The organism is Bradyrhizobium genosp. SA-3, assembly GCF_004212635.1.
GTDB lineage: Bacteria > Pseudomonadota > Alphaproteobacteria > Rhizobiales > Xanthobacteraceae > Bradyrhizobium.
This window is the reverse complement of sequence record NZ_PSRT01000009.1, coordinates 53,956-77,619: the sequence shown is the minus strand read 5'-3', so window position 1 is coordinate 77,619 and position 23,664 is coordinate 53,956. Positions and strand designations below refer to the sequence as shown.

At 62.1% G+C, this 23,664-nt stretch carries 23 protein-coding genes and 2 pseudogenes; 18 read left to right on the top strand and 7 right to left on the bottom strand.

Going from position 1 to position 23,664, the window contains the following annotated elements:
- Positions 1-28: 28 nt before the first annotated feature.
- From CWO91_RS04635 to CWO91_RS04620, 4 genes and pseudogenes are all read right to left on the bottom strand, one after another.
- Positions 29-1,516 (bottom strand): amidohydrolase family protein, encoded by a 1,488-nt coding sequence (locus CWO91_RS04635; RefSeq protein ID WP_130212424.1) that lies wholly within the window; start codon positions 1,514-1,516, stop codon positions 29-31.
- A 227-nt stretch (positions 1,517-1,743) separates the two neighbouring features.
- Positions 1,744-2,469: an SOS response-associated peptidase gene (locus tag CWO91_RS04630; RefSeq protein WP_130212423.1), complete on the bottom strand. Its 726-nt coding sequence runs from the start codon at positions 2,467-2,469 to the stop codon at positions 1,744-1,746.
- Positions 2,470-2,472: 3 nt separating this feature from the next.
- The gene (locus CWO91_RS04625) at positions 2,473-2,922 is read right to left on the bottom strand and encodes a hypothetical protein (protein WP_130212422.1); all 450 of its coding nucleotides are present in this window, start codon (positions 2,920-2,922) and stop codon (positions 2,473-2,475) included.
- A 46-nt stretch (positions 2,923-2,968) separates the two neighbouring features.
- Positions 2,969-3,363: pseudogene (locus CWO91_RS04620) on the bottom strand (hypothetical protein).
- Positions 3,364-3,508: 145 nt separating this feature from the next.
- Here CWO91_RS04620 and CWO91_RS04615 point away from each other — a divergent pair.
- The 3 genes from CWO91_RS04615 (at position 3,509) to CWO91_RS04605 (ending at position 5,674) form a co-directional block, all read left to right on the top strand.
- Positions 3,509-4,426 carry a Ku protein gene (locus tag CWO91_RS04615; protein WP_130212421.1) on the top strand — a complete coding sequence of 306 codons (918 nt, stop codon included), beginning with the start codon at positions 3,509-3,511 and terminating at the stop codon, positions 4,424-4,426.
- 283 nt (positions 4,427-4,709) lie between these two features.
- Positions 4,710-5,213 carry an NUDIX domain-containing protein gene (locus tag CWO91_RS04610; RefSeq protein WP_130212420.1) on the top strand — a complete coding sequence of 168 codons (504 nt, stop codon included), beginning with the start codon at positions 4,710-4,712 and terminating at the stop codon, positions 5,211-5,213.
- The gene (locus CWO91_RS04605; protein WP_130212419.1) at positions 5,210-5,674 is read left to right on the top strand and encodes a metallophosphoesterase family protein; all 465 of its coding nucleotides are present in this window, start codon (positions 5,210-5,212) and stop codon (positions 5,672-5,674) included. Before CWO91_RS04610 ends, CWO91_RS04605 begins: the two co-directional genes overlap by 4 nt.
- Before the next feature lie 77 nt (positions 5,675-5,751).
- Here the strand turns inward: CWO91_RS04605 and ligD are convergent, their stop codons facing one another.
- The gene (gene ligD / locus CWO91_RS04600; RefSeq protein WP_130212418.1) at positions 5,752-6,699 is read right to left on the bottom strand and encodes a non-homologous end-joining DNA ligase; all 948 of its coding nucleotides are present in this window, start codon (positions 6,697-6,699) and stop codon (positions 5,752-5,754) included.
- Between the two features lie 244 nt (positions 6,700-6,943).
- Between ligD and CWO91_RS04590 the strand changes: the two genes are divergently transcribed.
- Complete coding sequence (locus CWO91_RS04590) at positions 6,944-7,132, top strand: DUF3606 domain-containing protein (RefSeq protein ID WP_130212416.1); 189 nt, start codon at positions 6,944-6,946, stop codon at positions 7,130-7,132.
- Positions 7,133-7,155: 23 nt separating this feature from the next.
- On the opposite strand, the gene CWO91_RS04585 is transcribed toward CWO91_RS04590, so the two are convergent.
- Positions 7,156-7,434: a hypothetical protein gene (locus CWO91_RS04585; RefSeq protein WP_130212415.1), complete on the bottom strand. Its 279-nt coding sequence runs from the start codon at positions 7,432-7,434 to the stop codon at positions 7,156-7,158.
- Between the two features lie 136 nt (positions 7,435-7,570).
- Here CWO91_RS04585 and CWO91_RS04580 point away from each other — a divergent pair, with 136 nt between their 5' ends.
- The 8 genes and pseudogenes from CWO91_RS04580 (at position 7,571) to CWO91_RS04530 (ending at position 19,271) form a co-directional block, all read left to right on the top strand.
- Positions 7,571-7,900 carry a hypothetical protein gene (locus CWO91_RS04580; RefSeq protein ID WP_130212414.1) on the top strand — a complete coding sequence of 110 codons (330 nt, stop codon included), beginning with the start codon at positions 7,571-7,573 and terminating at the stop codon, positions 7,898-7,900.
- A gap of 918 nt (positions 7,901-8,818) precedes the next feature.
- Positions 8,819-9,781, top strand: coding sequence for an ArdC family protein (locus CWO91_RS04575; RefSeq protein ID WP_130212413.1), 963 nt, complete (start codon positions 8,819-8,821; stop codon positions 9,779-9,781).
- A 124-nt stretch (positions 9,782-9,905) separates the two neighbouring features.
- Positions 9,906-10,952: pseudogene (locus CWO91_RS04570) on the top strand (ParB/RepB/Spo0J family partition protein); the annotation flags it as partial.
- A 170-nt stretch (positions 10,953-11,122) separates the two neighbouring features.
- Positions 11,123-15,445, top strand: coding sequence for a strawberry notch-like NTP hydrolase domain-containing protein (locus CWO91_RS04565; protein ID WP_130212412.1), 4,323 nt, complete (start codon positions 11,123-11,125; stop codon positions 15,443-15,445).
- Positions 15,445-16,494: a DUF7146 domain-containing protein gene (locus CWO91_RS04560; protein WP_018317675.1), complete on the top strand. Its 1,050-nt coding sequence runs from the start codon at positions 15,445-15,447 to the stop codon at positions 16,492-16,494. Before CWO91_RS04565 ends, CWO91_RS04560 begins: the two co-directional genes overlap by 1 nt.
- Positions 16,495-16,844: 350 nt before the next feature.
- Positions 16,845-17,768 carry a DUF2493 domain-containing protein gene (locus tag CWO91_RS04555; protein WP_130212411.1) on the top strand — a complete coding sequence of 308 codons (924 nt, stop codon included), beginning with the start codon at positions 16,845-16,847 and terminating at the stop codon, positions 17,766-17,768.
- Between the two features lie 141 nt (positions 17,769-17,909).
- Entirely contained in the window at positions 17,910-18,344 is a 435-nt protein-coding gene (locus tag CWO91_RS04550) for a hypothetical protein (protein WP_245471119.1), read from the top strand.
- A 606-nt stretch (positions 18,345-18,950) separates the two neighbouring features.
- A complete protein-coding gene (locus tag CWO91_RS04530) occupies positions 18,951-19,271 on the top strand; it encodes a DUF736 domain-containing protein (RefSeq protein ID WP_018317677.1) in 321 nt (106 codons plus the stop codon).
- Positions 19,272-19,470: 199 nt separating this feature from the next.
- On the opposite strand, the gene CWO91_RS04525 is transcribed toward CWO91_RS04530, so the two are convergent.
- Entirely contained in the window at positions 19,471-19,716 is a 246-nt protein-coding gene (locus CWO91_RS04525; protein ID WP_245283191.1) for a helix-turn-helix domain-containing protein, read from the bottom strand.
- 175 nt (positions 19,717-19,891) lie between these two features.
- Here CWO91_RS04525 and CWO91_RS04520 point away from each other — a divergent pair, with 175 nt between their 5' ends.
- From CWO91_RS04520 to CWO91_RS04490, 6 genes are all read left to right on the top strand, one after another.
- On the top strand, positions 19,892-20,251 hold the full coding sequence (locus CWO91_RS04520) for a DUF2285 domain-containing protein (protein WP_283810927.1): 360 nt from the start codon (positions 19,892-19,894) through the stop codon (positions 20,249-20,251).
- A 58-nt stretch (positions 20,252-20,309) separates the two neighbouring features.
- Positions 20,310-20,591 (top strand): helix-turn-helix transcriptional regulator, encoded by a 282-nt coding sequence (locus CWO91_RS04515; RefSeq protein WP_007594540.1) that lies wholly within the window; start codon positions 20,310-20,312, stop codon positions 20,589-20,591.
- Between the two features lie 22 nt (positions 20,592-20,613).
- Positions 20,614-21,495: a replication initiator protein A gene (locus tag CWO91_RS04510; protein ID WP_026201893.1), complete on the top strand. Its 882-nt coding sequence runs from the start codon at positions 20,614-20,616 to the stop codon at positions 21,493-21,495.
- Positions 21,496-21,784: 289 nt separating this feature from the next.
- Entirely contained in the window at positions 21,785-22,249 is a 465-nt protein-coding gene (locus CWO91_RS04500; protein WP_130212409.1) for a DUF2840 domain-containing protein, read from the top strand.
- A complete protein-coding gene (locus tag CWO91_RS04495) occupies positions 22,246-22,758 on the top strand; it encodes a S26 family signal peptidase (protein WP_208752982.1) in 513 nt (170 codons plus the stop codon). Before CWO91_RS04500 ends, CWO91_RS04495 begins: the two co-directional genes overlap by 4 nt.
- Complete coding sequence (locus CWO91_RS04490) at positions 22,758-23,654, top strand: lytic transglycosylase domain-containing protein (protein WP_245471118.1); 897 nt, start codon at positions 22,758-22,760, stop codon at positions 23,652-23,654. Before CWO91_RS04495 ends, CWO91_RS04490 begins: the two co-directional genes overlap by 1 nt.
- Positions 23,655-23,664 lie beyond the last annotated feature (10 nt).

Here is a 23,664-nt window from a genome sequence, read left to right as displayed (position 1 = left end):
TGACTTCGAATGAAGACCCATGACGCGATCAGTCGCACTCAATGTCAGGCAGGCTCGAGCTTCCTTTCGCAAGAGCCGCATTTAGTGCCTTCTTGATGTCTGCGATGCCCCAACCACGCAGGCCTGCTTCGCTTTGGCCGAGATAGATAGCCTTCGTTGCGCCGCAGACGGTCATTTGATCAACCGCCGTTCCAGTCGGTAGCAGCTGGGTCAACAGTGCAGGATCGCCGTAGATGGGCTGGCCGCCAACCACGACCAATGCAATGTCGGCAGGAGTGGCCTTAACAACAGGGTCGAGAGCGGTTGGCTTTGTCGGATCGACTGTGACGTTGACGACGACGAAATCCGCGAACTTGTTCGGAGCAAGGCTACCGACATAGTCTGAGATGCGCGCCATCTTCGCCGGTGTTGACGTGGCCATCTTGATAAGGTCGTCGGACTTCACGCCATAGTGCCGCGCGGCGTAGCCCATCTCTTGGAGCATCCCAGCGCTGCCAGACGGACTCCAATCCGGAGCAATTGCCATGTCGATGTCCGCTAGATGGGCGGCGGCAAGATTAACCGTCGAGCCGTATAGTTCATCGTTGCTGCGTGGAGACCACACTAACCCAACCTTACTTTCCTTCATGCCCTTGAAATCTAGGTCGCGCAGCGCCGTGCCATGGATGAGGATCAGGCCTTCTCGCTCGATGGCTGACTCAACGCCGGTCTTCAAGTCCTTCTGTCGCAGGATTTCCTTGCTCAGCATGGTGTATTCGCGATGAGCCGCGGAATCAGTCGGTGCGCCTTCCGAAAGATGGACGACCATGCCGCGCAGTGTCCCTGCCTTGAGCTCGCACAGAAGGAAGTCCATCCGACCATGCATCAATTCCAGCGGGAAAACGTCATTCTCCACTACATCAAGCACCGTACGGTCGATCGTCGCATCGGTTGGGCAAACGGAGTCTTTCGGGTCAGGGTTCGGCTTGTTGAACGGTATGCCCGAAGCCGTATCCAGGTTACGGGCTAGGCTGGCCACGCATTTCGCGTTGTCTGGATGTTTGACGTCCGCAAGCAATCCACCAAGGACGGACGTCGCGCCGCCCGCGAGCGCCTTGATTTCGGCATAGATCTCGGTTTCACAGGCTGCGTCAGCAAGCACAATGTTGTGTGGGGCCACCAAGGCCCTGTCGTATTCTGCGGTATCCTGCCATTCATACCTGTTGTTGAACTTCCTCGCTGGAATCCACCGTGGCAACACGTTCCATGTCAGATGGTCGTGCAGATCGATGAAGCCCGGGAGGATAATGCCGGGGACTTCGATCGCCGAGGACGACGACGGGATCGACGCACTCGGACCCACATCGGCGATCATTTGCTTTGAGACGGCAATTGCGCCATCGGAGATGATGCCGTTGGGGCTAAGCACCATTCCGCTGATCGTCCAATCGTCGGCGGCGTTGGCTGTCGTGAGTGTTAAAAAGGCCAATGCGCCTAGGGTAATGCTCCACCCAGCGATTCTAAAAAGAGTTCTCATGCGCGGACGTGCCCTGAATTGATGTGATCGAAAATACGGCTCTGAAAAGGTTTCTCAACTTAACGCGGGGTTGCGAGAAGATACAAGGGCAACGGTGGCTTGCGCCGGGAGGTAACGCCCCTACACACCTGCACCGACCGGTTGGCACCATCCGTAAGCGCGACTTGCGGGGCGGGGGCGCTCGTGAACCGAGCCGCGCGGCCACCCTGCATCTATGTCGGCCGCCGTCACGTCGCGGATCCCGCCGGATCTTCCTTGACACCTCGAGCGACGATCCGAAGCGACCCATCCGGAAGCGGTCGCTGCAGCTTCAGGGCCTCATCACTAACCGCGGTCATCCAGGTCTCGACCTCGTCCGGCGTCGTCAGGATAACGGGCATCGCCTTCGGATGGATGGCGCCGACTTCGGCATTCGCCTCCGTCGTGAGGAACGCGAAGAGGTCGTTGGTTGTCTCACCTTCTTTGACTTTCCGGACGGACGTCCAGTTGGTCCAGATACCGGCGAAGCAGGCGAGGGGACGGCTTTCATCGAGCGCGAACCAGGTGTCGCCTCCCTCGGCTTTGTTGAATTCGCTAAAGGAGTTGAAGGGCACCACGCAGCGGTTTTCGATTCCCAGCCATCGCGTCCAATGCTTGCTGTTCACATTGCGGATATTGGTTGTGCCGCTGTCCGGCTCCATTCTGAGCAATTCCTTGAAATCCACCACCTTGCCTTTGGCCTGCATCTTCTCGGCTCGTTTCTTCGTGGCGTCCATCAGCGCCTTTGACGACGATGGCATTCCCCACCGCGCCGTAGCGAGCTCGCGGCCCTCGGCTCCATTTCGCACGATCGGAGCTTGGTAGTCAGGAAAAACCCCCGGCATCGGCGCCAGATTTCCAACGTATCGGTTCACGACGCGGAAAAGCGCGCTGATCGCGGCTTGGTTGGTCGTGATCGAATAAAGATTGCACATCGGTCAGGATTCGGTTCGAGGATGGCGCGGCTGCCACGTCAACTGTAGCAGAGTCGCGGATGGACGCCGGCCCGCCTTGGCGCATTTGCGGCAGCGTAGCCGGCTGGCGAGATCGTGCACGAAGGTGGTCGGCGGGTGCTTCATCGCCGCGAGGTCGACATCGCTCGGCGTCTTGCAGCGCGCGCACCTGATCTCCAGCCAGGGGAAGCCTCCGTTCACGGCCTGATCGATCGTCGGCGACGGATCGATTGGTTCGCCGTCACTCCACATCCGCTCGTTCCAGCTTTCGCAAAGCAGCCTGTCGGCTTGCTGGATCATCGCCTCGCCCTTGGCCCGCATCTCCGCCGATTGGGTCGCCAGGATGTTCGCCATCGCGCGTGCCTTGCCGAGCTCTTTCGCCAGAGCCCTGCGATCGCCGCCCGACAGGGGCGTAGGGTGATACTTCGGGGCCATCCGGGCATCCAGGCGCAACGAGATCGGATCGGCAAATCCAGAGCGACTACGGCGTGTCGAACGCCGGCCAGCACCCATCTTCTTCATGTCGGCCGGTGCGCTGCTGGCAGGTGTTGTCGAGCAACCGCTGCGCCACGTCCTTCCAGACTGCGTTGGCGCCATACAAGCGGACGGCATCGGCGGTCTGGATTTCCACGATCCGGTCGCAGCGACGGCAGGAAACGCGCAGCACGTGGCCCTTGATTTCCGAAAGGCGTCGCTGTCGGGCATGGGTCACGGTCGCGCCGGCGCGAGGGTCTTTGAGGACCGCTTCCCAATATTCGGCCGGAGGGGAGCATCTGGACCCGCAGCGGACGGCGCTCGTCTACGGCCAGCTTCAGCGGCCCATTTTTCCATCTGTTTCGGGGTCGGCATGCGCCAGCTCGCGGGTCGGTCGGTCATGCCCGAATTAGAACATAACAGGAACGAATGTCGAGTCCGACCAGGCCGGCGCTGAGAAAAATCCTCCGGGGGCGACGGGCCGCATGTCGGAACCAAGCCGGGTCGTTCGTCTTGAATCCGTATCAGTATGGGAGTTCCCCCCGGCATGGCCCCCCGCGCTAACTGGAAAGGCTTCCTGCGTCTTTCCCTCGTCACCTGTCCGGTCGCGCTCTATCCGGCCACCTCGGAATCCGAAAAGGTCTCGTTCAACCAGCTGAACCGAAAGACCGGCCATCGGATCAAGTACGCCAAGGTCGACGCCGACACCGGCGAGGAGGTCGACAACGAAGACATCGTCAAGGGCTACAAGGTTGATACCGATACGTTCATCGAGGTGACCAAGGAGGAACTTGAGAACGTCGCGCTGGAATCGACGCGAACCATCGAGATCGACGAGTTCGTCGACCGCAGCGAGATCGACCCGCGATATCTCATTCGCCCCTACTACCTGCGTCCTGACGGTAAAGTCGGACACGATGCTTTCGCCGTCATTCGAGAAACCATCCGCGAGATGAACAAGGTCGCGATCGGCCGCGTGGTGCTGACCAATCGCGAGCACATCATCGCGCTGGAGCCGCTGGACAAAGGTCTGATGGGAACGCTGTTGCGCTATCCCTACGAAGTCCGTGCCGCGGATGAGTATTTCGATGACATTCAGGATGTCAAAGTCACCAAGGACATGCTCGATCTCGCCAAACACATCGTCAATCAGAAGGCGGGCCATTTCGAGCCGGACAAGTTCGAAGACCAGTACGAAACCGCCCTCATCGAGCTCATCAATCAGAAGCGCGCCGGCAAACCCATCACCGCGAAAGCGCGTCCCCGCGGCGAGAACGTGGTGGACCTGATGGACGCGCTGCGAAAGAGCATCGGAAGAGATGGCGCGTCCGCGACAGAGGCACCCAAGAAATCAGGCAAAAAGCCGCGCAAGGCGGCCGCCGGGCAGAAAGAAATGCTGATGCCGATCGCAGGCAAGAAGCCGGCGAAGAAGCCGGCCGCCAAGCCGCAGCGGAAGTCGGCTTAGGTGTCGTGAAGCACCCGGTGAACGCCAGACGGCCACTACTTCGTTGTCCGCGGTAGGCTCTGACGGATGGCAAATTCCGATCTCGACGAGGTCACGCGAGACCATCTCGTCGGCCGTCTAATGGCGGCGCGGGGGGGCGGTGCGCGCCAGGAAGGCGGCCGACCGCGAGGTCGAAGTAGGTGCATTGGACCGTGGACGAGGCTAAGCAGGCGCTCGGCGAGCGCGGTCCGGTATGCCGGGACGGCGGCTCGCCAGCTCTCGTGCTCTGCAAAGTAGAAGCGATATGGCTGCGGTGAATAAGATTTCCAGGAGATCGATCTTGAGTGCGGGTATTCTCGCATACCGCAAGAGCGTTCGTGGGCTCGAGGTATTGCTCGTTCATCCCGGCGGTCCGTTCTGGCGCAAGAAGGATGATGGTGCCTGGTCCATTCCTAAGGGCGAAATCGATGGCAATGATGCTCCGGAGCACGTCGCTCGACGCGAATTTGCCGAAGAACTCGGCCCGAGCGCTTCGATTGGTCCACTCAAGGCACTGGGGGAAGTCCGGCAGCGAGGAGGCAAGCGCGTCATCGCATTCGCTGGCGAGGGCCATTTTGACCCGGCGGCGCTGACCAGCAATACGTTCGATATCGAATGGCCGCCCAGAAGCGGTCGACGGCAGAGCTTTCCCGAAGTCGACCGCGCAGAATGGTTTGATATTGGGCTCGCGCGGACCAAGATGCTGTCCGCTCAGGTAGACTTTGTCGATCGTCTTTTGGCGATCGCGGTTGAGAGCGCTGGGAAATGATGTTCAGGATTGGAATCATTTCGGACACGCACGGTCTGTTGAGGCCCGAGGCGGAACGAGGCCTGACGGGCGTCGATCATATCATCCATGCCGGCGACATCGGGCGCCCCGAGATCGTGGACGCGCTTCGCCGCATCGCGCCCGTCACGGCCATTCGCGGAAACGTGGACAGTGGCGAGTGGGCCCGCGAATATCCGGTGACGAACCTTGTGCGCCTGGCGGGAAAATCGGTCTACGTTCTGCACGACCTGAAGACACTGAAGGCCAACCCCGGCGCCGACATCGACGTCATCGTCTCCGGGCATTCCCACGTGCCGAAGATCGACAGGGTCGGTGGCGTTCTCTATCTGAATCCCGGCAGCGCGGGACCCCGGCGTTTCAAGCTGCCGATCACGTTTGCGACGCTCGAACTCACGCCTGACGGCATGCGACCAGAAATCCACGACCTTGGAGGCGACTGAGTGCCCACCGCGGCGAGCCGGAGGAGGGGAGAGCGTCAATCCTTCCGTTTGCCGGGGTTACGCCCGGAGGGAAGGAGCTATTTGCGCGGACGTTCTTGCTCGCGCACGACCTCCTTCGCCCGCTTGTCGGACCTGAGCCCGAGGTAGACGGGCTGGCGCAGTTCGCCCTTGCTCGTCCACTCCGCAAATTTGACCTCGGCAACCAATGAGGGCTTGACCCAGGTCGTGGCGCCCTCGTCCTTCACTTTGGCAGGGAAGGGTGATTTAGGGGTCGCCAGCTTCACGAGCCTGGCATGGAGGTCTGCCAGAACCTTGTGGCTGAAGCCAGTGCCGACATGTCCGATATAGCGCCATGTGTCGTCTTCCCGCACGGCGAGGACCAGGGCGCCGAAGAACGGCCTGGTGCGCTTGGGCGCTGTGAAGCCCGCGATCACCACTTCCTGCCGCTTTGCTGTCTTGATCTTCAGCCAATCCGCCGTCCGGCTTCCGGATGCATACACGCTGTCGGCGCGCTTCGCCATGACGCCTTCCAGACCCTTCCGCTCGGCCTCGGCGAAGAATTTCGTGCCGTTCGCTTTGCGGTGTCTGCTGAAGGCGATCAGCCGGTGGCGCGGCAGGATCGCTTTCAGCCGCTCCTTGCGCTCCAGCAGAGGCTGTTTGCGCAAGTCAACTGTATTCTGAAACATGAGATCGAAGGCGCAATACAGGAGCTTGGCTTCATGACGCAGCGCGTTCTGAAGCAGCTGGAAATGCGAGACGCTGTCCTTTCCGATCGCGACGAGCTCGCCATCGATCACGGCGTCGCCCTTCACCCCCTCCAGCGCTTTGGCGATCTCGATATAGCTGCGGCTGATGATCTTGCCGTTGCGGCTATACAGCGAAACCTTGCCCCGCCGGATTTCCGCGATCATCCGGAAGCCATCGTATTTATCCTCGAAAACCCAGTCGGGGTCGTCGAACGGCGCGTCGGTGAGCGTAGCGAGCATTGGCTGTAGGCGCTTGGGCAGGGTCGACGTCCGGCTCATTCAAGGGCCATTCCTTCGGAGCGTGTTGCGTAATGCATGGACGGCACCTTATCGCTCGAGGTGGCCGGGGCCGGTCCGATGAAGCCGGGGAAAAGCGCCTTGACGCCGATAGCCGCCGGCCTTTTGCGCGCGAAAAGCCACTGAAGAACTCCACGCGACAGCGATTCAAATTTGCACAGTTCAAATCGTTCCGGAACCTGCGAATCCTTGCAACGTTGCTTCGATGTCGCAACAGGAGGCACCGATGGCGGTAGCGAAGAAGAGCAAGACAGCGCGCGGACGAAAACAGGACCGGGCGCGTGTGGCTGGCGGGCAGGACTACGAAGTGCAGTACGAGGCAAAGAAGAAAGGAAGGTCGGCACCCGCGGTCAAAAAAGCAGTCAAGACGGTCGGCAATTCGCGCAAGCGTGTAGAGAAACGGCTGGGCCGCTGAGTCGGAGAGGGTCGGCGTCGGGCCTAGCGCCGGTCCTTCTCGTCAGGGAGGCATTCTGGGCAAGTATCACCAATCGAGTCCAGCACGCCGCGAACCGCGGCCTCCGCTGCTTCACGGGATACACCTTCCGGCAGGTCTCGACGGGCGATATCGAAGGCTCGCTCTCGGGCATGCGGATCGGCCCGGTCCTGCATCCAACCGTGCTCCTCGCACTCGCGGATGGCGCCAGCTTCGTTCAGCACGTTGATCGCCCAACCGCGCAGGGTGCGGATCACTGGCCGTCTCTGCTTGGTCATCAGCATTGAAAGGTTCTCCCACGCTGAGACGAATCGTTTAGTCCCGCAGACGTTCCCCACCGCTAACACACGATTGGGATTCCGGATCGTGGGATCTCGTGGTTTTTCGAAGGCCGAATTTTCCAGCCGGCCAGGTGCCAGGGTGGGCGAGAACGAACTGAAGAAACTGCTTTCCGATATTTCAGACGTCTTATCCGTTTTGCGCGTGCGGCTGTCGCCGCACCGGGCTCTCGTGAACCGAGCCGCGCAGCGTCTCGGCCTTGCGGCTTTGATCCCTCGCGCCCGAGCAAATCACGTGCTCGCGGGGGCAGAAACGAAAAACCGGACCTTTATGCAGCAGCCACCTGCACAAAGGTCCGGCCTTATCTTAGCGTGCCGCGATACCGAACGGCTGCAAAGGACGCTTCATATCCTTTGGGAAGGTCTCGCTATTCATCCGGGTTGCGACCCGGAGGCGGCAATAGATCAGTAGCCGATACGACTACTTCTTTTTCTTTGAAGTCTTCTTTGCCACCTTCTTGGTGGCTGCCTTCGCGGTCTTCTTTGCCTTCTTCGCTTTCTTGGCCATGTCGTCCTCTGTAAGAATTGGCTCTCAGTGAACATGCCCACGCCGTGCATCGACATGCGCACGAGTGAGACGTTATCACAAAAGCAAAATTGATACCAAGCAGACGTGAAGCCGCATTGAGTCGCTCGCCGGAGGCACTCGCCCTCGGGCCCGCCGTCATTGCGTGCCGGCGTCGCTATCACTGCCCTTCGGGTCGGGTGCCTTCTTAACCGGTCTCGCGACTGCACTCGGTCCCGGGTCCCGCCGCTACGCGTCGGCGCTATGCTGACCCTCCTGCGGGTGCCTCTTTTGCTACGTCCCGCGAGTGGTCTTCGCTTTCGCTCCGCCCTCAGGCCTCTCTCCCATAATGGTGAGACTCCGGTGAAAATGCTGGTCCGTTCTCGTATCATTGCCTGCATCCCGTTCGCTCATGTTTTTGCGCGTGCGGCAAGAGCCGCACCGGGCTCTCGTGAACCGAGCCGCGCAGCGTCTCGGCCTTGCGGCTTTGATCCCTCGCACTAGAGCTTTGGTGCTCCTCGCCGGGGGCACTCGGGAAAGGGGCTCGCCTGCGGCGATCGCTATCACTGCCCCGTTCCCGGGTGCCGCTATTGAACCGGTCTCGTCGCTGCACTCGGACCCGCGTGCCCCTTCGGGTCGCTATGCTCACGCTCTCCGGGTGCCAGTTTCCGTTGAGGCGATGCGCCCTTGGCGCACGCCTGGTCGGGGCCCTGCGGCCTCGGGAAGATTGCGCTAGAGGCAGAGAGTAAGAGTGCGGGCTGGGTTTTTCCGTGACGGGTTACAAGCTGTGAGAGAGGCTCGTGGCGCCCGTCGCGGAGACCCGCGATGTCAAACCCTACTGCTTACGCGCGCGCCGGCCAGGACGGGGCGAACCTCTATAACGAAATCACCGACAGGATCATTGCCGAGCTTGAGGCCGGACGTGTCCCCTGGGTTCAGCCTTGGGGTACGGCCGCGGCGAAAGCTCCGCTGGCCATGCCGAAAAACGCGTCGACCAACAGGCAATACAGTGGTGTGAACATCCTCATCCTCTGGGGAGCCGTGATCGAACGCGGATTTACCGGTCAAAGTTGGCTCACCTTCCGCCAGGCGCTCTCGCTTGGTAGTCACGTTCGCAAGGGAGAGCGCGGCACCAGCGTTGTCTACGCGGATCGTTTCGTGCCGAATGACGAAAAGCAACGCGCCGCTGAGACCGGCGAGGACGCGCAGGCAATTCCATTCCTCAAACGATTTACCGTTTTCAACATCGATCAGTGTGAGGAACTGCCCGATGGCATCGCCGCCGCTGCGCCGCCCCCGCCGGCTGGCCTCATCGAACCCAGGGTCGACGCCCTGATCAAGGCCAGCGGAATTCCATTTCGGATCGGTGGAGATCGCGCATTCTACGCAACAGCCGAAGACTATGTTCAGGTCCCGCCGCCGCAGGCCTATTTCGAACCCATCAACTGGCACCGTACGGCCTTGCATGAACTCGGTCATGCGACCGGGCACCCCTCGCGTCTCAATCGCGACCAGAGCGGATCCTACGGTACCAAGAAATATGCCTTCGAAGAACTGGTTGCCGAGTTGAGTTCCGCATTCAGCTGCGCATCGCTCGGGATCGTCCCGACCGTGCGCCATGCCGACTATATCGGCTCCTGGCTTGAAGTCCTGCGCGAAGACAATCGGGCCATCGTGCGTGCCGCTTCGCAGGCGAGCAAGGCCGCGGACTATTTGCTCGGCTTCGTTCCCGGGCCCATTGAGCCCGCGTCGCTGGATTCGGTTGTGGCCGATCATGAGGCGGCGTGATGCTTGGCCTCGTGGCCGCGCGAGAGTGAGAGGAGGGGAGGCCGTTTGCGACGGGTTGGTAGCCGAGAGAGAGTCTTTCGGCCGCCCGTCGTGGAGAGCCAAGATGACGAAAGCCGTTTAAAAGATCACGCTGTCGCCTTCCCGGGACATTCCCTTCAACAAGCTCGTACTCAGCCAGTCGAACGTTCGCCGCGTCAAGGCCGGTGTCTCGATCGAGCAGCTAGCCGAGAGCATCGCGCAGCGTACGCTTCTGCAAAGTCTGAGTGTCCGGGCCGTCGTTGATACAGATGGCAACGAGACCGGCATGTTCGAGGTGCCCGCGGGCGGCAGGCACTATCGCGCTCTCGAGCTCCTGGTGAAACAGAAGCGCATGGCGAAGACGCAAGCGGTGCCATGCGTCGTTCGCGAAGGGGGCATCGCCGAGGACGATTCGGTGGCGGAGAACGATGAGCGGGTCGGCCTGCATCCGCTTGATCAGTTTCGGGCCTTTCAGATCCTCCGCGACCTCGGCATGAGCGAAGAAGACATTGCCGCCCGGCACTTCGTGAACCCTGCGATCGTCAAGCAGCGGCTGCGGCTGGCGTCGGTGTCGCCGAAGCTGCATGAGGTCTATGCCGAAGAAGGCATGACGCTCGAGCAGCTCATGGCGTTCTCGGTCACAGCCGATCACGCCCGCCAGGAGCAAGTCTGGGAGAACGTCAGCCGTTCTGGTTATGACGAACCTTACCAGATCCGCCGGCTGCTCACCGAGAACACCGTGCGCGGGTCCGATCGCCGGGCGCAGTTTGTGGGCCTCGATACCTATCAGCACGCGGGTGGCGGTGTTCTGCGGGATTTATTCGAGCACGACGACGGCGGCTGGCTGCAGGACGTCGTGTTGCTCGACCGCCTCGTAACCAAAAAGCTCAAAGCCGAAGCTGAGGCGATTGCGGCCGAAGGCTGGAAGTGGATCTCCGTCGCCGTAGAATTCTCCTACGGTCACACTCAGGGCCTAAGAGAAATCGAAGGCAAACCCGTCGATCTCTCGCCTGAGGAGCAGGCCACCATCGATGCTCTCACCGCCGAGCAGGCTAAACTTGAGTCCGATTGCCAGGATTGCCATGAATTGCCCGACGAGGTCGATCAGCGTCTCGGCGAAATCGAGTCGGCACTGAGTGACATCATGGAGCGGGATGGCACAGCCGTCCCGCGGTAGCGCGGGGACCGGTGCACAGCGCCGGTCCCCATTCTTCTGAGCGAGGCTTGAGAGGGAGAGCCGGGCCGGGACGGGTTTGAGCCGTCGGGGTCAAAGGAGAGCGCCTGGCGGTTCGACCCCTTCCTGCTCTCCGAAAGAACCCTGCCATGACCGAATCTCTCGCCGGCGGCGCTGCCGCCGCGCCGCTTTCGTTGCGCGCCGCTGCAACTTTCACCTCCGCCGCTGTCAGGGCCGCGCGACAGCTCCTGACCGAGCTCGAACTCGGCCGGCGCATCGATGCCGCTGTTCTGCGTAGCGCCATGGAGGCTGCCTTCGGCGCCTCCGACGCGGCCGGCGCCTGGAACTGGAAGACCGCCTATGACGTCTGCGAGGCGGCAACCGTTCTGTTTCTTCGCAAGTTCGGACCGGCCATACGGGCCAGGGCTGGCTCGACGGCTGCCATGCTGCCGATGCTAGCGAAAGTCGCGAACTGCCTGCCGACCCACACGCGGCGTTCCGAGGACAGCCAGGCGCTTCAGCAATTCTCGACGCCCATTCCGCTGGGACTGGTCGCATGCTCTGCAGCCGGCATTACATCGGTCGATCGCGTTCTGGAGCCTTCCGCGGGGACCGGCTTGCTCGCCTTCTTTGCAGAGCTCGCCGGGGGCGCCTTGATCTTGAACGAGTTGGCCGAGACCCGGGCGGGGTTGCTCGAGCATCTATTCGCGGGCGTTAACGTCACGCGGTTCGATGCTGCTCAGATCGATGACCACCTCGACGTGAGTGTCGCGCCGAGCGTCGTTCTGATGAACCCGCCGTTCTCCGCGGTGGCGAATGTCGATCGACGGATGGCGGATGCGGCTCTTCGTCACATCACTTCAGCGCTCGCGCGTCTTTGCGACGGTGGACGCCTCGTCGCCATCACTGGCGCCAGCTTCGCGCCGGATAACCCAGCATGGCGAGACGCCTTTGTGCGGCTGCAGGAACGCGGGCGGGTGGTGTTTTCTGCGGCGATCGACGGCGCCGTTTACGCCAAGCACGGGACTCAGACGGACACAAGGCTGCTTGTGATCGACAAGCTGCCTGCTGCCGATCCGACGGCTTTTCTTGCCTCGCCAGGAATGGCGGCCGATGTCGCTACCTTGCTTGGTTGGGTGACCAAGCATGTGCGTCCGAGGTTGCCCGTCGCCACGCCATCGGAGGTCGCTGCTATCGAACGGCCAGCGATGTCGCGACCGACCAGCGCCGTCGCACCGCGCTCATCGTCTTCTTCAATAGCCGCTGCACCAGAAGGCGTCGAACTTGCGTACGAGGCGGTCGAATGGTCGCCGCCGGAAGGTGCTCGGCTTACCGACGCGCTTTATGAGGAATACGGACTGCAATCGATCCGTATTCCCGGATCGTGCGCACACCCGACCAAACTCGTGCAGTCGGCGGCGATGGCCTCCGTTGCGCCGCCGAAGCCGTCCTACCGGCCGCACCTGCCTTCGAGCTTGGTGGCAGATGGAATTCTGTCGGACGCGCAGCTCGAGAGCATCACCTATGCCGGCGAAGCGCATTCTGAGTTTCTCGCTGGCTTCTGGACGAGCGACGCGACCTTTGACGTCGTGGCTGCAGCTCACGACGATGCAGAGAATGCCGTCCGCTTTCGCCGAGGCTGGTTCTTGGGCGATGGCACCGGCGCTGGCAAGGGGCGGCAGGTCGCAGGGATCCTGCTCGACAACTGGCTCAAGGGCCGCCACCGCGCGGTCTGGATCAGCAAGTCCGACAAACTCATCGAGGACGCGCAGCGCGACTGGTCCGCACTCGGCATGGAGCGATTGCTCGTTACGCCGCTGTCGCGGTTTCGCCAGGGCACCCCGATCCGGCTTTCGGATGGCATCCTATTTACCACCTACGCCACGCTACGGAACGATGAGTGGGGCGAAAAGCTTTCGCGTGTCAGGCAGATCGTCGAATGGTTGGGCTCCGACTTCGACGGAGTGATCGTCTTCGACGAGAGCCACGCCATGCAGAATGCGGTCGGGGGCAAGGGCGAGCGCGGCGACCAGGCGGCCTCTCAGCAGGGGCGCGCGGGCCTGAGGCTTCAGCACGCCTTGCCGAATGCACGCGTGGTTTATGTGTCGGCGACGGGCGCCACCACGGTTCATAACCTCGCTTATGCCCAACGCCTCGGCCTTTGGGGCGGCGCCGACTTCCCGTTTGCCACGCGTGCCGAGTTCGTCGAAGCGATCGAGGAGGGCGGCGTCGCGGCCATGGAGGTGCTGGCACGCGACCTCAAGGCGCTCGGTCTCTATGCGGCTCGCTCGCTCTCTTATGAGGGCGTCGAGTACGATCTCGTCGAGCACAAGCTGACGCCGGAGCAGGTCCGTATCTACGATGCCTATGCCAAGGCGTTCGGTATCATCCATAACAATCTCGACGCCGCGATGCGAGCGGCCAACATTACCGGCGAAACTGGGACGCTGAACGGGCAGGCCAAATCCGCCGCCCGCTCCGCCTTCGAGAGCGCCAAGCAGCGCTTCTTTGGGCATCTCCTGACATCGATGAAGACGCCGTCGCTGATCCGATCGATCGAGAAAGATCTTGAGGCTGGACACGCCGCGGTCATCCAGATCGTGTCGACGGGAGAAGCACTGATGGCGCGCCGGCTCGCCGAGATCCCGACTGAAGAATGGGGCGACGTCCAGGTCGACATCACCCCGCGCGAGTATGTCCTCGACTATCTCGCCCATTCCTTCCCGGTGCAGCTCTACGAGCCCTTTAGCGACTCGGAAGGCAACCTCTGCTCCCGACCTGTCTATCGCGACGGCCAGCCGGTCGAGAGCCGCGAAGCCGTCGCGCGCCGCGACCGTTTGATTGAGAAGCTCGCCTCATTGCCGCCGGTACCTGGCGCGCTGGATCAGGTCGTGCAGCGCTTTGGCACCGACATGGTCGCCGAGGTGACCGGCCGCTCGCGCCGCATCGTTCGCAAGGGCGACCGGCTGGTGGTCGAAAACCGAGCCGGCTCGGCGAACCTCGCGGAGACCTCGGCCTTCATGGATGACGTCAAGCGCATCCTCGTGTTCTCCGACGCGGGCGGTACGGGAAGGAGCTACCACGCGGAACTGTCGGCCCGGAATCGCCGGTTGCGGGTCCATTACCTACTCGAGCCCGGCTGGAAGGCCGACGCCGCGATCCAGGGCCTCGGCCGCACCAACCGAATCAACCAGGCGCAGCCACCGCTATTTCGCCCGATTGCGACCGACGTGAAGGCCGAAAAGCGCTTTCTCAGCACCATTGCCCGCCGGCTCGACACCTTGGGGGCCATTACGCGCGGCCAGCGCCAGACCGGAGGGCAGGGCCTGTTCCGGCCCGAGGACAACCTCGAGAGCCAGTACGGACGTGATGCGTTGCGTCAGCTCTACACGCTGCTCGCGCGAGGCAAGGTCGAGGGATGCACGCTTGAGAGGTTTGAGGATGCGACCGGCCTGAAGCTGATGGATACCAATGGGCTCAGGGATGACCTGCCGCCGATCACGACCTTCCTGAACAGGTTGCTGGCCCTTACCATCGACCTTCAGAATGTCCTGTTCACTGCCTTCGAGCAGCTGTTGAGTGCTCGGATCGAGGGCGCGGTCGCGTCCGGCATCTACGACGTCGGGCTGGAAACGCTACGCGCCGAAAGCTTTGTCGTCACCGACCGGCGGACGATCTATGTCCATTCGGGCACGGGCGCCGAGACCCGGCTGCTCACGATCACCCAACGTCAGCGCAATCATCCGGTGAGTCTGGATGACGCTTTTGCTCATCTTTCCGATCGTCAGGCTGTCCCGTTGATCAATGAACGCTCGGGGCGAGCTGCGGTGCAGGTCGCGGCGGCGAGCGTCATGCTCGATGACGGCGAAATTGAGCGGCGCGTCAGCCTGATCCGGCCGATGGAGCAGCACAGGGTCCCCCTAAGCATGATGACGGAAAGCCATTGGCTCGAAGCGGACCGTGAGCGCTTCGCTGCGGCCTGGCTGGCGGAGCTTGCTGAGATCCCAGCGTTCACCGAAAGCACGATCCACGTTGTGGCAGGCTTGCTGTTACCCATCTGGAAGCAGCTGCCGAACGAATCGACCCGCGTCTATCGGCTTCAGACCGATGCGGGCGAACGCATCATCGGCCGCAAGGTCTCTGCGATCTGGGTCGCAAGCGTCCTTGCGGCGGGCGCACCCGCACTGACCCCGGACGCTGCCTTTGCCGCGCTGATGGAGGGACGAACTGTCCTCGATCTCGCGGAGGAGCTCCAGCTTCGCCGCGTCCGGGTCATGGGCGCATACCGCATCGAATTGTCCGGCTTCAACGATACGATGCGCGATCGCCTCCGGGCTTACGGCCTCTTTGGGGAGATCATCTCCTGGAAGCTGCGCATGTTCGTGCCGACGGACACAAGCGGCATCGAGATCCTGTCGAAGGTGCTCGACAGCTATCCGATTGTGCGCATTGGTGATCGGGAGGCCGCGTGATGTCCCGCGATGCCTCCGAACTGGCAGACCGGCTCGCCCGCGAGGCCGAGGCGGTGTGCCGACACTATCTCTCCAATGGCAAGCGGGCGGGGCGGTACTGGCTGGTCGGCGACGTCCACAACACGCCGGGCCGCTCGCTCTTCGTGCGCCTCCAGGAATCGGCGAAGGGCCCCGCCGGCAAGTGGACCGATGCCGCAACCGGGGAACATGGCGATCTCCTCGACATCATCCGCGAAAGCCGGGGCTTGCATGATTTCCGCGAGGTGGCCGAAGAGGCGAGGCGCTTTCTGAAACTACCTCGTCCCGAGCAGCAATCGGCTCCGAAAGCTGTTCGTTCGTCAGCGCCGGCCGGATCACAAGAGGCGGCACGTCGGCTCTTTGCGATGTCCAGCCCGATTGAAGGGACGGTAGCCGAGACGTACTTGCAGCGTCGCGGAATAGCCAACGTCCACCATGGTGGCAGCCTCCGCTTCCATCCTCGTTGCTACTATCGGCCGGACGAGCATCTACCGACCGAAACCTGGCCGGCGATGATTGCCTCCGTCACGGACCTCGAGGGAAGGATGACTGGTGTGCACCGCACCTGGCTCGATCCAGACGGTTTTGATCGCATACGGCTTGGAAAGGCTCCGATCGACACGCCACGGCGGGCCATGGGCGACCTGCTCGGCAACGCCGTTCGCTTCGGTGTGGTGGACGACGTGCTTGCGGCCGGCGAGGGGATCGAGACCATGCTGTCGCTGCGCTACGTGCTGCCGACCTTGCCCATGACCGCTGCGCTCTCGGCCAATCACCTCTCTGCAATGTTGCTGCCATCGAGCCTGCGTCGTCTCTATATCGCCCGCGATGCCGACGCCGCTGGCGATGCCGTACAGGCCATTCTCACCCAGCGCGCGGCAGACGCCGGCGTTGAAGCGATTGCATTGTCGCCTCGGTCCGGTGACTTCAACGAAGATCTGCACATCTTCGGGCTTGAGCCCCTCCGAGCAGCGTTGCGACTTCAACTCGTACCAGAAGACGTCGTTCGCTTCCTGCATTCGTGGACGTAGCTGCGGAATAGCTCCGGTGTTCGATCGACGTTCATCGGTCGGCTATCGCGAGACCAATGCCGGAAGAGGACGCGACCACGGCCTTCTAGAGGGCGATCGGACGGCAAGCGGCTCGGGCCGGCAATGGCTGCGACCGGCTATTTTCCGCCGCGCGCCGGCAATCGGAAGACACGTTATCTATCTGGGCGGCGCGCTTTGCATCGCGAAGCAAAATAGCCGGCCTCCGCCATCCTCCGCTGCCGCTTCGGCCCTCCGCGCCGCTCCGGGTTCTGGCCCGCTCCGCCCGCCGTCTGAGTGATCGCCACGAAGGCCGCGATGGGCGCGGCCGATCCGGCAAAGGACTCTCCGCCATGACCGATCACGACGACATCGAACCACCGCACACCTCTTCTCCAACTGACAACGTCCTCACCGAACTGCAGCTCTTCGGCTACCGCCCATTCGACGACCAGCCCGATCCACGACCGCTCCCTGAAGGCAAAATCGTCGCCGGGGCCGTTGCCGATATCTTCGACGCCCTGGTCGCGACGTTGAGCGACACACGCCTCGAGCCGGACCTTGACGATCTGCTTTGGTCGACCGTCAACCTGTTTCATCGAGCCGTCGATCGCATTCAACGCCAACTGGACGATAACGAACGGACGCAGCAGAAAAGCCAACGCGAACAGAATGGCTCCGAAGTGCAATCGGTCGAACTCGAGCGTGTCACGGCCGAAGGCATCACGTTGATCGAGCGCCGCAATTGCCTGGAACTCTTCCGTGACCAGGCCATCGAGCGGTTTGAGACACACACCGGCTCATTCTGGCGCCCCCGATCGGGATCGCTGGTGAACCACCGCACGCTGACCGCAGCGATGATCGACTCCCGCGACTTCGTCGCGGCCAAGCGCCGAGCCGAGACGGAGGTCATGCTGCCGTCAGGGCCGAAGATCGCGCTCACCGGAGGGCTCGACTTCAACGACCACCACCTCATCTGGGATCGTCTTGACAAGATTCACGCCAAGCATCTCGACATGGTGCTGCTCCATGGCGGCTCACCGAAAGGTGCCGAACTGATCGCCTCCAAATGGGCGGTCACCCGCAAGGTGCCGCAGATCGCTTTCAAGCCCGACTGGACGAAACATGCCAAGGCAGCACCGTTCAAGCGCAACGATGCCATGCTCGAACTCCTGCCGATCGGCGTCATGCACTTCCCGGGCACCGGCATCCAGGACAACCTCGCCGACAAGGCGAAGCGGCTCGGCATCCCCGTCTGGAGGTTCCGCGGCGCGTGAGCACCGTCTTCTCGATCCCACGCCTTCGAGGCGGAATTGCCTACGCCGCAACTCCGCCTCCTTCCAGTCTCATATCCAGGCCTGCGCCGCGGTGGTGGTGGAAGGCGCGACTGGTACATCTATGCACATGGAGCCACCACCATGCTCCCCCTTGGGCTTGTTCTCAACACACTTGGCATTGGCCTGTTCTGCTGGGCGATCTTCTCGCTCGCTGTGTATGCCCTGCCATTTTTCGTCGCACTGAGTATCGGGATGACGGCGTTTCAGAGCGGCGCCGGCCTCATTGGCGCGCTGCTTATCGCAACGGCCGGCGGTGCGCTGACGCTCGTCCTCGGCCAGGTTGCCGTTGCTGTTACACGGTCCCCGGCCTTGCGCATCGCGATCGCGACATCATTCGCTGTTCCCGCCGCCGTCGCCGGCTATCATGTGGTGTTCGCGCTATCGCAGATCGGGGTGCCGTCGCTGGTTTGGCGTGAGGCCTTCGCTTGCCTGGGCGCGGTTTGCATTGGCGGCACGGCGTTGACGCGCTTGACCGTTTTTGCCGAGACGCGCCTGTTCAGCCGGCCGGGCTGGTGAAGCAATCGTCTCAATCCGTTCTCACGGTCGCCACGCACGAGGGATGATCCTTCCTCGCCTTCCTCACCTTCAAACAGGTTCACGTAGATCGGCGCGTTGAACGCGGGGTCAGCGTGATTAGAGCGAGAGGTAGTCGCGCCCCTCTTCGGTGCGCTTCGACCAAGTCGGTCCAATTGAGTCCGGCCCACGTAGATGCGGTGGTGCGGCGCGCAGCCCCTCGATCGTTCTATCGGGGACGATACCGCCTTTTGCGGCAGATTGTTTCTATTTCTCCTCCGAAACGTTTCAACCTCTTGTGCAGTTCAACCGAGATTCGGCAAGTCTTCTCCCGAGATCGCGGTTCAGCACGCGGACGCACGTGGCCTCTTTGATGGCTTGATCTGGCCGAAGACCGGCTTCGCCTCGATCGTCTGAGCCGCAACGCCGTTGATGCGACTTTCTTCCCCTGGGCTTACGCCCATTCCTCGCGAGGCAAGAAAGTCGCAACAACGGCGTCCTCCGCTGCGCTTCGGCCCGCGAGCGGGTGCGTCGCCGATCGTCCTCGGCCTGTCCATCGCCATCGAGGCCGCGGTGGTCGCGGGCTCGAAACACAACAGGAGAAGTGACATGGCTAACATCGGTTCTTTCAAGAAGGTCGGCAACGATTTCCAGGGCGAGATCGTCACCCTGAGCCTGCAAGCTAAGGGCGTCCGCATCGTCGCCGAAACCAACCGCTCGAACGAGAACGCGCCCAGCCACCGCATCTACGTGGGCCGGGCCGAGATCGGCGCAGCGTGGTCGAAGCGTTCCGAAGAGGGGCGCGACTACCTCTCGCTCAAGCTCGATGACCCCTCGTTCAACGCGCCGATCTACGCGAACCTCTTCGACGACGAAGGCGGCGAAGGCTACACGCTCTTGTGGTCGCGGCCGCGCAAGAACGGCGAGTAAGCTCGCTCAATCAAGCCCCGCCCGAACAGATCGGGCGGGGCTTCCTAAAGCCCGCCCTCAGTCCGTGCATCGCGCATCGAGCCGTGCAGCTCTTACCTAGCTCGCTTGCCGCGTTTTCAGCCGCAACACTGCATTCGTCCGCGTCGCAAACGCCCCAGGGGCCGGCCCGGAGGGGCATAGCGTGCGATTTGCAGCTCAATCACCGCCGCTTGCCAGGTTTTGGCCGTTCGTCTCGTGCCTCTTCATCTGGGAGGACTAGATCGACATGACTAACGCCCAACGTGCTGGCGAGCTCAAATAGAGTGACGACAGTTGGATTGCGACGGCCACGCTCTAAGTCACTGATATACTGTTGGGTAAATCCGGACACTTCGGCGAATTTCTCCTGCGTGAAGCGCTTCTGCTTCCGTAGTCTTGCGAAATTCCGACCAAGCAACTTGCGCATGTCCATCGGCGCAAATTGCGTCTTTACATACTATGAGGTTTATCTCCTATAGTATGTATTTCGACCTGAGGACCACCGCATTTGGTCCAAAGACGCGCCGGTACTCGACGCGTCATATGCGGCCGAACTGCCGTTTGACGGCGATTTAGAAGTGCGGGCCTAGGCAGCCCGGCACCTGTGGCGCTCGATCAATGGACGCTCGCCACGTCCTGCCTTTCATCAACTATCAAAACAGCGGCGCGAGCGCTTGAGTGCTGCGATCCGTGCGCTCGACGCGCACAGCGCGGGCGCTAGCTATCGCGTTATCGCTGAAGCGCTGTTCGGCAAGAAGCGCGTCCCCGATCGCGCCTGGAAGACCCATGATCTGCGTAATCGAACGATCCGCCTGGTGCAAAGCGGCCTCGCGTTGATGCGCGGTGGTTACCGCAAATTTCTGCGGCCTGGACTCAGGGACGAATGGTCCTTCCGCTCAGGGGTATCGAAAACCACCCCCTCCAAATTCGGCATCCCCCTCCGAGAACTTGCTTCTCCATGATGACCGCACACACGCCGGCGCCGCCATGCGTGGTGCGCTGTCCTCCTGGAGTTCTCAAATGCCCGATCCGATGGCCGGTCTACCCCCGCGCTTCCTGCGTACCCCGGAGGCTGCGCGCTATCTTGGCCTCTCCGGTCGCACGCTAGAGAAGCACCGCACATACGGCACCGGACCGACGTATCGAAAGATTGGCGGACGTGTCGTCTACGCCGTAGATGACCTGAAAGCGTGGGCCGACCTCGGCGCCAAGACGTCGACGTCGGACCCGGGGAAGGGGACCGTGCTGCCGGCCAAGAAGCACCCGGTGCTGCGCCCGTATGCGGGCCAGGAACGCCGCTGATCGCCGCGTGAAGGCAGTGACCATGCGGCGCAAACACCATTCCGAGCTGGATCAGCTTGAGCTCTTTCGGGCGCTGCCCGGCGATCTCGCGCCCCGCGACGCGCAGGATCTGATGGCTTATCCGTTCTTCTCGCTGGCAAAGACCAAACGGATCGTGCCGATCGATTTCCGTGCCGGTGCGATCGCAATTCGGGTCGAGGCTGTGCCCAAACACGGCATGGCGACCATCTGGGATGCAGACGTTCTGATCTGGGCCGCTTCCCAGATCGTCGAAGCCCGTGACGCCGGCCTGAAGACGTCGCGCCTGATGGCTGCTACGCCTTACGAGATTTTGACGTTCGTCGGCCGTGGCACCAGCGCGCGTGACTATGACCGGCTGAAGGCGGGTCTCGACAGACTGCAGTCAACGACCGTGCTGACGTCGATCCGCCAGCCAACAGAACGGCGGCGGCATCGGTTCTCCTGGATCAACGAGTGGAAGGAAACGGCCGATGAAAATGGCCGCCCATTCGGGCTCGAATTGATCCTCCCTGATTGGTTCTATGCGGGCGTCATCGATGACGCGCTCGTGCTGACGATCGACCGCGCCTATTTCGAGCTGACGGGCGGGCTTGAGCGCTGGCTTTATCGCCTTGTGCGCAAGCACGGCGGTCGGCAGGACGGCGGCTGGAGTTTTGATCTTGTGCATCTCCATGCCAAGTCCGGCATCCTCTCGCCGCTTAAGCACTTTGCTTACGACGTACGTCAAATCGTCCAACGTCAGACATTGCCCGGCTATCAGCTCGTGCTCACACGCGACCGGAACGGTGCCGAGCGGCTCAACTTCGCGCCTAGGCCTGTCGATCCCTTAACGGCACGCCTGCGCCGGCGCGGTTTCATCCCAAATTCGGAGGACAACCTGTGAATCAACTCGTGCTATCGGGGACCGCAACCCTCGTGCTATCGGGGACCCGATCCTCGTGCTATCGGGGACCAGAATCAAGCCTAAGAGCTTGTTTCTCCGCGCTTTCCGGCCGCTCTAACTTTACTAACCAGAAATCCTTCGGATTTCTTCTAACGGACGAGACCACAAGCCGCATTCGAGGCGACTGGCAATGGCGGGCCGTCAGTCCTGTTCGCTTTCAGAAGTCGCACACGATCTCCACCAACCCCAAAGCTCACGGCTTCCGGTTCCAGCTTCACGGAGCGGCGGCATGAGCGATCTCACCGAAGTGGAAGTGTTGTGGCTCGAGAAGCGCATCGAAAATCGCATTCGGTTCGGTCGCGTTGTCGAAGAACGGAAGATTGATCGTCACCGGCGTGTCCTGTCATTTGCACCCGGCAGCATCTTTGCGTTCGTCCGTTGGACCTCCAATGACTTTGGCACGATCATTTCGCGGATCGACATATTGCGCGCGGTCGCGGCGGGACAGCGCTGCTCGACCGTGCCGTATGTGAAGCCCGGCGGAGCGATTTTGTTGCGACTCTCAGGTTGGCCAAAAGTAGAACGGGTGCTGCAGATGACCGACTCCATCGAGGCGCTGGGCATCGATCCGGCTGATGTCGCGCCTGATCATTGGCATCACGTTCACAACCGCCTGTCCGTCAACGAAAACCCGCGCACCTACACGAAAGCCCGCCACCAGGCATGGCTTCACCGGCAGAGGGTGATGCGATGACACCGCGGCTCAACACGTTGACCACGATGCTGTGCGGTGCCGTCGCACTTTTCGCACCAATCGTTCTGGAGATTACGCCGGCCTACATCTGGAATGCATCCGAGAGCGTACCGATCGGGCTCTATCGTGTGCAGCCGGCGGACAAACTATTCGTTACGGAACTCCTCGCGGTGCAGCCACCGGAGCCGCTCGCGATCTTCCTCGACCTGAACGGCTATCTGCCAGCCGGATTGCCGATGCTCAAACGCGTGCTGGCGCTTCACGGGCAGACCGTTTGTCGAAGTGGGCTCACCATTTCGGTTGACGCCATCGAAATGGGCGAAGCCCGAGATCGCGACGGCCGTGGTCGCCCCCTCCCGATCTGGCAGGGCTGCCGCGTCGTCGGAGACGGCGAACTCTTTGTCATGAACTGGCAGTCCACCAGCTCGCTGGATGGCCGCTATTTCGGGCTCCTGCCGGCATCGGCTGTCATTGGCCGAGCGCGGCCGGTGTGGACCTGGGAGGATTGATGGTGCCCGTATTGAGCTTCCGAGCAGCCATTCCTCCGTTCGGCCGAGTGCTGCACCATTCCTCCGTCCCGACCAACGCTTGCGCGGCCGTTGCGCGCAGCAGCGGTCCAGGGCGGCCGAATGGCCAGCGCGAAGCGGCTTTACCCTGGATGGGCGCGAGCACGGCGGCACGCATGCGTTTGTTCGGGGGGAGCCTGCGCGCTGTCGTATTGTTGTTCATTGCGCTGACCGTGAGTAACGCCGCCGCTGCCGCCGAGACGCGACCCGCGGAGCCTTCAGCGAGTCATCGAGCTGCCGATCCGTTTGCGGAGTTTGTCGAGCGAGCCTCGCGTCGCTTCGGCGTGCCGGTGCGCTGGATACGCGCAGTCCTGGACGTCGAAAGCGCCCAAGACGTGCGTGCCAGGTCACCGAAAGGTGCCATGGGGCTGATGCAGATAATGCCAAAGACATGGGCAGAGCTACGTCTGCGGTACGACCTTGGCGACGATGCCTACGATCCCCATGACAATATTCTTGCTGGGACAGCGTACCTTCGCGAGCTGCACGACCGGTACGGTTCACTGGGCTTCCTCGCGGCCTACAACGCAGGACCTACTCGCTACGAACAGCATCTCGCAGGCCGTCCATTGCCCGCTGAAACCCAGATCTATCTGCAGAAGCTAGTGCCGATCATCGGTGGCGCCATTGTAGGTTCCGGTGCAGTTGCAAGTCTGCGGCCATCGGGGGGAGCGCTCTTCGTTGCGCGGTCTGAAAGTTCAAGGACCGCGGCCCGGCTGCAGCTTGGGCGCCCAACGAACCGAGCTCCAACGGCCGCCTCCGTCCACGACATTTCGGCCATTGCGCCACAGACAACAGGATTGTTCGTCCTGAGATCTGACGCGGGAGGCTCGCGATGAGCGAATGCGC